This window comes from Bradyrhizobium sp. (assembly GCF_016462955.1).
GTDB lineage: Bacteria > Pseudomonadota > Alphaproteobacteria > Rhizobiales > Xanthobacteraceae > Bradyrhizobium.
Genome location: NZ_JAEMSD010000498.1, coordinates 2325 through 4942, shown reverse-complemented (window position 1 = coordinate 4942; position 2618 = coordinate 2325). Strand labels below are relative to the sequence as shown.

Below are 2618 nucleotides of genomic sequence, written 5' to 3'. Positions count from 1 at the left end.
GACGGCCCGGCCGCAGATTTCCAACGGAGCTTGACGTCTCTGGGTCGCTTCGCCAAGCCGAGCGAAATCGCGAATGCAGTCGTGTTTCTAGCAAGTCCCGCCGCCAGCGTGATTACAGGCGCCACCTTGACCGCCGATGCGGGCGCAATCGCCTGACAGCGGACGGGCAGAACGCGTAGCGGTGGCGCGAAATGGGCGTCAGGGGATCAGCACCACACGGCCGAGGATCTTGTTGTCCTCGGCATAACGGTGGGCGGCGGCGGCCTCGGAGAGCGGAAACCTTCTGTCGATTGGCACGGTGAGACTTCCTTTCGCGACGTCGGCGAGCATCGTGTCGACGGTTTGGCGCACTGCTGGACGTGACAGTATGGTTCCCATGAACACGCCGATGACGGTCTGATTGCGTTGCACCGCTGGCCAGAAATCCAACGTCAGCGCCCCGCCGCCGGCATTGCCCACTGACACCAAGATCCCTTCGTCGCGGAGCGCTGCGAGGGATGTCGCCAATGTGGACCCAACCGGATCGACGATGACGTCAACGCCCCGGCCGTCGGTGAGGTCACGGGCCACGTCCACGACGGATTCGACTTTATGGTCGATGACGCTTGAGGCACCGAGCTCGATCACTCTCCTGGCGCGGTCCTCGCCGCCTGCGACGGCGATGACGGTCGCGCCGGCTTGGCGGGCGAGCTGTACCGCCGCTATCCCGACGCCCCCCGCTGCACCCAGGATCAGGACCGAGCTTCCGCTTGAGAGGCGCCCTCGCGCGAACAGGCAATGATGGGCAGTTCCGAAGCCGATTGGGATCGCCGCGGCTTCCGCAAAGCCTGCCCCTTCGGGCAGCAGCCAGGTCTGATCCGACGGAACTGCGCGGAGTTGGGCATGAGACCCGTCCAAACCCCACGAGGTAACCCGGTCGCCAGGCTTGCGGTCCGTGACGGCGTCACCGATTGCCACCACCGTGCCAGCTGCGGCATAGCCGACGACATATGAGGGATGCCCCGGCGGCGAACTGCGACGGTTGATCAGGTCGCCGCCCTCCATGGATATCGCCTCGACCCGGATCAGGACGTCCCGCGAACCAATTTCGGGGTCGGGCACGTCCGTGTAGCGAAGGACTTCCGGTGGACCGTTAAGATCGTAGACAGCTGCTTTCATCGCCGTTCCTTTCCATGCGCGACGGACCGAGACGGTTGTGTAGGAATCGCTGGGACCGCGGGGAGCAAATTCGCCTGGATGTGGTACTGCGCGTCACGATCCGGTAGCATCGACAGACGTGCATCTGTGTTGCATAGTCAGGAACGATGCTGCCGGCATCGATGGCGCTCAGCCGAGTTAAGTACTTCCTCCTCAGCGTGCGCAGCCGCTTTCATCAGTGTTCCCCTATCGGCGACGGAGCTTTCACGACGTAGGACTACCGCGACGGTGTTTGGAACGCCAGACTCCGGCACAAAACGCGGTCGTTCGAAGCGTATATCGGCGTGGGGGAGTGATGTTTGCCCAATATGATCCTGGATCTGCGAAATCTGCGTTGCGCGATCGCGGCGGCGGAAACTGGCAGTTTTCGACGAGCGGCAGAGTTGCTCGCGGTGTCGCAATCGTCACTCAGCCGGCGAATTCAGCATCTTGAGCATCGACTAGGCTTCCCCCTGTTCAGGCGAAGTCGAACGGGTGTTTTGCCTACCACGGCAGGCGCAGCGTTCCTGGAACGCGCAATGGCAGGCGCCCAGCAACTAGATCTCGCCGCCCGTTACGCCGTTGCTGTCGATAGTGGTGAGGTCGGTCAAGTCCGCGTCGGAATTGCGTCATCGCGCACTGGTGGGTTGTTTGGCGAGGTATTGCGGAAGTTCAAGGCTCTTTTTCCGTCTGTGAACATCACGCTCACGGAAGACACGACGAGCAAGACGAGCCATAACGTCGCGATGGGGACGCTTGATGTCGCCTTCTTGATTGGAACCGAGTGCAATCCTGTTTGTGAAACCCGGGTTTTATGGAGAGAAGCCATTTTAGCGGCTTTGGGAAACACTCATCGACTTTTCGATCACCAAGTCGTCACATGGCAAGACACTCGCGATGACACGATTCTTTTATCCAAGGCTGAGCAAGGGTCAGAAGTTCAGCATCAGATAATCGCGAAGCTGACGAAAGCGGGTCATAGGCCGAAGATAGATATTCAAGATGTCTCAGAGGCCAGTGTCTTCGATCTCGTCGTCTCGGGATGCGGAATCACATTTGTCGATGAGTCAGCGGCTCGCCGAGTGGAAGGACTGCGCTTTATACCTCTCGAAGGCGAATCCGACGCGTTGCCGGCGTCGGTGATCTGGCGTCCGGATAATGCGAATCCAGCGGTCGCGCACCTCATAGGGGTCGCGGCCGCCGTAGGGCGTGACGGCAATAAGGCTTGAAAAACTGACGGTGGCAAATGTCATTACGGGGACTGGCGACGCGCCTTTGCAAAGCCGCGGTCGGTGGCGATGAAGCGCTGGACCATGGGGGCTATGAGTTTTGCTGGTTCGGCGACGGGCTGCCCGGTCTCGCGGGCTAGGATCTCTGCATAAGCAATGAGATCGCGATGAAGCGGCGCCGGCAGTTCGACCGTGACTTTAACTGGCTTGTCT

At 60.7% G+C, this 2618-nt stretch carries 4 protein-coding genes; 2 read left to right on the top strand and 2 right to left on the bottom strand.

What is annotated here, in order from left to right:
• The coding region (locus JHD07_RS32760; protein WP_291629662.1) for an SDR family oxidoreductase at positions 1-156 on the top strand (156 nt) is incomplete at its 5' end.
• A 42-nt stretch (positions 157-198) separates the two neighbouring features.
• Here JHD07_RS32760 and JHD07_RS32755 read toward each other — a convergent pair.
• A complete protein-coding gene (locus tag JHD07_RS32755) occupies positions 199-1158 on the bottom strand; it encodes a zinc-binding alcohol dehydrogenase family protein (RefSeq protein WP_291629656.1) in 960 nt (319 codons plus the stop codon).
• 347 nt (positions 1159-1505) lie between these two features.
• Between JHD07_RS32755 and JHD07_RS32750 the strand changes: the two genes are divergently transcribed.
• Positions 1506-2405, top strand: a complete 900-nt coding sequence (locus tag JHD07_RS32750) for a LysR family transcriptional regulator (RefSeq protein WP_291629660.1) — start codon at positions 1506-1508, stop codon at positions 2403-2405.
• Positions 2406-2428: 23 nt separating this feature from the next.
• Here JHD07_RS32750 and JHD07_RS32745 read toward each other — a convergent pair.
• Positions 2429-2618, bottom strand: a 190-nt coding sequence (locus JHD07_RS32745; protein WP_291629654.1) for a DUF2274 domain-containing protein, incomplete at its 5' end; no start/stop codon positions are given.

Bases quoted from the DNA above. Each gene is read 5' to 3' on its own strand.
- JHD07_RS32755 (WP_291629656.1), bottom strand. From the start codon at position 1,158: ATGAAAGCAGCTGTCTACGATCTTAACGGTCCACCGGAAGTCCTTCGC.
- JHD07_RS32750 (WP_291629660.1), top strand. From the start codon at position 1,506: ATGATCCTGGATCTGCGAAATCTGCGTTGCGCGATCGCGGCGGCGGAA.